The 5,143-nt window shown below is 63.7% G+C and carries 6 protein-coding genes; all 6 read left to right on the top strand.

Annotated elements, in window-relative coordinates:
• Positions 1-192 precede the first annotated feature (192 nt).
• The 6 genes from accB (at position 193) to BM438_RS44280 (ending at position 5,135) form a co-directional block, all read left to right on the top strand.
• On the top strand, positions 193-690 hold the full coding sequence (accB, locus tag BM438_RS44255) for an acetyl-CoA carboxylase biotin carboxyl carrier protein (RefSeq protein ID WP_093647863.1): 498 nt from the start codon (positions 193-195) through the stop codon (positions 688-690).
• A 6-nt stretch (positions 691-696) separates the two neighbouring features.
• Complete coding sequence (accC, locus tag BM438_RS44260) at positions 697-2,049, top strand: acetyl-CoA carboxylase biotin carboxylase subunit (RefSeq protein ID WP_093647866.1); 1,353 nt, start codon at positions 697-699, stop codon at positions 2,047-2,049.
• Positions 2,050-2,132: 83 nt separating this feature from the next.
• Positions 2,133-2,804 carry a 5-oxoprolinase subunit PxpB gene (pxpB, locus tag BM438_RS44265; protein ID WP_054033551.1) on the top strand — a complete coding sequence of 224 codons (672 nt, stop codon included), beginning with the start codon at positions 2,133-2,135 and terminating at the stop codon, positions 2,802-2,804.
• Positions 2,801-3,808 (top strand): 5-oxoprolinase subunit C family protein, encoded by a 1,008-nt coding sequence (locus BM438_RS44270; RefSeq protein ID WP_093647871.1) that lies wholly within the window; start codon positions 2,801-2,803, stop codon positions 3,806-3,808. The genes pxpB and BM438_RS44270 overlap by 4 nt, the downstream gene beginning before the upstream one ends.
• A gap of 3 nt (positions 3,809-3,811) precedes the next feature.
• On the top strand, positions 3,812-4,282 hold the full coding sequence (locus BM438_RS44275) for an acetyl-CoA carboxylase biotin carboxyl carrier protein (protein WP_093647873.1): 471 nt from the start codon (positions 3,812-3,814) through the stop codon (positions 4,280-4,282).
• 85 nt (positions 4,283-4,367) lie between these two features.
• Complete coding sequence (locus tag BM438_RS44280) at positions 4,368-5,135, top strand: LamB/YcsF family protein (protein ID WP_093647875.1); 768 nt, start codon at positions 4,368-4,370, stop codon at positions 5,133-5,135.
• Positions 5,136-5,143 lie beyond the last annotated feature (8 nt).

A 5,143-nucleotide genomic window follows, 5' to 3' on the forward strand; every position in this document is an offset into this window, starting at 1 on the left:
TGGCGCATTTTTTATGCGCCGGATACATTGAGTCCATCGTCGATCGCCCCGGTTCGCAGTGAGCCGGCGCGACGAGGCTAGCCGTCACGCGGGCGGGGCAACCGGAGATTGAATCGGGTTGCCGTACAGCCCCAGCGGTGCTTCGCGCACGCCAATCGACCGGCGCGCGTCCAACCGGCTACGGACTCAAAGATGGATCTCCAGAAGATTAAGGCGCTTATCGACCTGTTGGCGGACTCTCCGCTGGCCAAGCTCGAAGTCATCGAGGGCGAGGAACGGGTCAAGCTTGTGAAGGCGAAACGGCGCGGCAAGCGGGCTGAGGCGCCTTCGGGCGATGAACGTGTAGCCGTGGCGTCTACCCCGGACACCCAAGGGAGCCAGGGGGCTCAATCACCGCACGCTGAGCCTGCTCAATCCTTCGATACCCCCAAGGCAGCCCCTGCAACTGCCAGCGAGCCGCAATTCGTTCGTGCGCCAATGTTCGGCATCGTTCATCTGACGCCGGCGCCGGGCGAGGCGCCCTTCGTGAATACCGGCGACACGATCAAGGAAGGGCAGGTGCTCTGCACGATCGAGGCAATGAAGATGTTCAACGCGATCGAGTCTGAACTCAGTGGCGCCGTTCTGGAGATTCTTGTGGCTCCGGGCAGCGAAGTGGAATCCGGGCAGCCGCTGTTCCGGATCGGCTGATCGACCATGTTCAACAAAGTACTGATTGCCAACCGCGGCGAGATCGCGCTTCGAATCCAGCGCGCCTGCCGTGAACTCGATCTGAAAACCGTCGCTGTCCATTCCGAGGCCGACGCCGATGCGCGCTATGTGCGGCTCGCCGACGAGGCGCTGTGCATCGGCCCTGCCGCGCCGGGGCAGAGTTATCTGAACCGGGCCGCGATCCTGTTCGCGGCACACGTGAGCGGCGCGCAGGCGATTCATCCCGGCTATGGTTTTCTGTCGGAGAACGCGGATTTTGCGGCGCAGGTCGAGGCTGCCGGGATGGCCTTCATCGGCCCCGAACCCGACTCCATTCGAACGATGGGCGACAAGGTTGCCGCCAAACGGGCCATGCGCGCGGCCGGCGTGCCCTGTGTGCCGGGCCCGGACGGGGGTCTTCCGGACGATCCCACCGAGATCCTGCGGGTCGCGCAGGAGATCGGCTATCCGGTGATCGTCAAGGCGGCGGGCGGCGGCGGCGGGCGAGGCATGCGCGTCGTGCCGGGCCCGGAGCAGTTGCTCGAAGCCGTGTCGGTGACGCGCGAAGAAGCACGCCGCGCCTTCGGCAAGCCCGAACTCTATGTCGAGAAGTTTCTCGAGCATCCCCGTCACGTCGAAATTCAGGTCTTGTGCGATACGCACGGCAATGCCTTGTGGCTCGGTTCGCGCGACTGTTCGCTGCAACGGCGTCACCAGAAGGTCCTGGAAGAGGCGCCCGCACCAGGCATCGATCCGGAATTGATCCGGCAAGTGGGCGAGCGCTGCGTCGAGGCCTGCCGGCAGACGAATTATCGCGGCGCGGGCACCTTCGAATTCCTGTTCGAGAACGGCCAGTTCTACTTCATCGAAATGAATACTCGGCTGCAGGTCGAGCATCCCGTGACGGAAATGACCTCGGGCGTCGACATCGTGCGCGAACAGATCCGGATCGCCCAAGGGCAGGCGTTGACGATTCGTCAGCCGGACATTCGCACGCTCGGGCATTCGCTGGAATGCCGGATCAACGCTGAGGACCCGTTCACCTTCGCCCCGTGTCCGGGGAAGATTTCCGTGTGGGAACTGCCGGGTGGCAACGGCGTGCGGGTGGACTCGCATATGAGTGGCGGCGCGGTCGTGCCGCCGTATTACGACTCACTGATCGCCAAGGTGATCACCCACGGCGCAACCCGCGAAGAGGCGCTGGCGCGCATGCGCATTGCGCTCTCGGAGATGCGCATCGAAGGCATTCGTACCAACGTACCATTGCATCAGGCCATGCTCGAGGACGCAGGGTTCGGTGAGGGCGGCGTCGATATTCATCATCTGGAGCGTTGGCTCGCAAAGAGGAAACAGACATGACGCTGACTGTTGAGCATGCGTCGATTGCGCACGGGGATGTAGTCGAACGGCTGCGTCCGGATTCACAGAGGACTGTCCTTGCAATGAAACAGGATGAATCGGAGCAGGCGCTTTGCATCAGCATGCTGGGGACGACGGCCATGCTGTTCGAAGCGCCGGGCGCGCTCGATCTGCATGCGCAACGCCGCATCTGGACGCTCGCCCGCGAGGTCGAATCATGGCCGGGCGTGCGCGAAGCAGTGCCAGGCGTGACCAATCTGATGCTGACGTTTTCCACGCCGCCCGCAGACCCGGACTCGCTCGGCGCCGCGTTGCGCGACGCGTGGGCCGCGGCGGGCGAGTTGCAGATCGAAGGGCGGGTGGTGGATTTGCCGGTGGAATACGGCGGCGAGTTCGGGCCGCATCTGCAGGACGTGGTGAATCACACAGGACTCTCTATCGATGAGGTCGTGCAACTGCACTGCGCGCCGCTCTACACGGTCTATGCGCTCGGCAGCCACCCGGGGTACTGCTATCTGGGCGGTATGGATCCGCGTATCGCCACGCCGCGGCGCAAGGTGCCGGTGCTGGGCTTGCCTGGCGGCGCGGTGTCGATCGGTGGCGTGCAGACCGGGGTCTCGGCATCGACGGGACCGAGCGGCTGGAACACGATCGGTCATACATCGATGTCGTTCTTCGACCCCACGCGCGATAACCCGGCCACGCTCGCACCCGGCGACATGATCCGTTTTCGCGTCGAGAGGATTGTTTCATGATCGAGATACTGTCTTCGTCCGCGCTCGCGACGGTGCAGGACCAGGGGCGTGAAGGCTATCTGCGCTACGGCGTCGGTACGGCCGGCGCGATGGACCGGTTGGCGCTCGCGATCGGCAATCTGTTGCTCGGTAATCCGGACGACGCGGCCGGCATCGAAATTCCGATGTTTCCCTTCCGTATCCGCTTCCTTGAAGATCTTTCGTTCGCCATCACCGGTGCCGATTGTTCGGCGCGCTTGGGCGACCGGCCGGTGCTGCCGTGGTGGACCGTGCATGCGAAACAGGGCGACGTGCTGACGATCGGCGTGCCGACCAGCGGCACACGCTGCTACCTGTCGCTCGCAGGTGGCGTGGACGTACCGGTGGTGCTTGGCTCTCGCAGCACGCAGTTGCGCGGCCAGTTCGGCGGCTTCAACGGTCGTCAGTTGCAGAAGGGCGATGTGGTGAAGGCAGTGGGTCTCGCCGAGCGCGTCGTGCCGCAAGATGCGGTGCTCGCCGCGGGTTTCGGCACGGTGCCGCCTGAGTACTCGTTGCCCGCACCGCTACCCCTGCCGGCAGCCGACGCAGGCGAAACCGTGGTGCGCGTACTGCCCGCCGCGGAATACGACTGCTACGAGCCGGAATCGCTCGAAGCGTTCTGGCGCGATGGGTGGAAGGTGACGCCGCAGAGCGATCGCTATGGATATCGCCTCGCCGGTCCGACCCTGGTCGCGACGCATTCGATCGAAAAGCGCTCGCACGGCATCGTGCCGGGCGTGATCCAGGTGCCGCATAGCGGCCAGCCGATCATTCAGTTGCGGGATGCGCAGCCGTCGGGTGGCTATCCGAAGATCGGCACCGTGATCGAAGCCGATTTGTGGCGGCTCGCGCAGGCGCGTATTGGTACGAAGATTCGCTTTGCTCAGACGACGTACGCGGAAGCCGTCACGGCGCTGGAAGAACTGGACAGTTATCTCGTCAGGGTGCGCAATCTCGTTGCACTGTTTTGCCCTTCCCGACACTGACACATGACACAAAAAATCGAAGTGGATATCGGCGAGCTTCGGCAGATCACGTCGTGGCTTGCAGAAGTCGATATCGAGTTCATCGAAATCAGCAAGCCCGGGGCGACGGTTCGGTTGACGATGGAGCAGGCGCCTTGCTCGATCGGTGCGGATGCGCCGGCGTCGGCGCAGGCGGTTTCGGCTGTGGTTCCTGGCGGACTCGCGCGCGTAGCGGACACGGCGCAGACGCAGGCTGTCAGTATCACCGCGAAGTCGGCCGGCATCTTTCTGTCGACGCATCCGGCACGCTCAACGCCGTTAGTGAGCGCGGGCGATCACGTCAAACCGGGCGACGTTGTCGGCTTGCTGCAGATCGCGCAATTGTGCGTGCCTGTAGTCGCGTCGGCGGATGGCATGGTCATGCGCTTGTGCGTCGAGCATGGCGCAACGGTCGGTTACGGAACGCCCTTGCTCGAACTTTCGCCGTCGGCGTAGACGTACATCGATAGATAGACACTGAGCCGGTGTGGTCCGCTGCGGATAGCCCGGCACAGACCGCTTAAAGAATGGAGAGTGGATAGTGGAAATCGACCTGAACGCGGACCTGGGCGAAGGCTTTGGACCCTATCAAATGGGCGAAGACGAAGCGATGCTCGATATCGTCTCGTCCGCCAACATTGCGTGCGGTTATCACGCGGGTGACCCCGTCATCATGGACAAAACGGTGCGGATGGCTCTCGCGCGCCAGATCGACGTCGGCGCGCATGTCGGCTTTCCCGACATGATGGGCTTCGGCCGGCGGCAGATTCAGGCGGACCCGCTTGAACTGGCGAATTACGTGGTGTATCAGATGGGCGCGCTGGCGGGCATCGCGAAGAGGGCCGGACATCGCGTCACGCACATGAGCTTTCACGGCGCATTGGGCAACATGGCTGCGGCATCGTATGAACTGGCTGAACCGTTGGTGCGGGCGCTCGCCGAATTCGATCGCGATCTGATTATCAGCGTTTCGACGAACACGGAAATCGAACGGGCTGCCGATCACATCGGGATGCGCACGGCCAATACGTTTCTCGCCGACCGTGCCTACGACGATCAGGGCGCGCTCGTCTCGCGCAAGCTGGAAGGCGCGGTCATCAAGGACCGCGCGGCCGTCCTGGCACGCGTCAAGGAACTGCTCGAAGACGGCACGATCACGACGATCACGGGCAACAAGCTCAAGATCGCGGTCCAATCGATCCTGCTGCACGGCGATACGCCGGGTGCGGTCGAACTCGCGCGCACGGTGCGCGGCGTGATCGAATCGGCGGGTGGGCGCGTCGTGCCGGTGTCGAAGCTCGTACGCTAGGCGCGAGC

The sequence above is a fragment of the Paraburkholderia aspalathi genome, from assembly GCF_900116445.1.
Taxonomy (GTDB): Bacteria; Pseudomonadota; Gammaproteobacteria; order Burkholderiales; family Burkholderiaceae; genus Paraburkholderia; species Paraburkholderia aspalathi.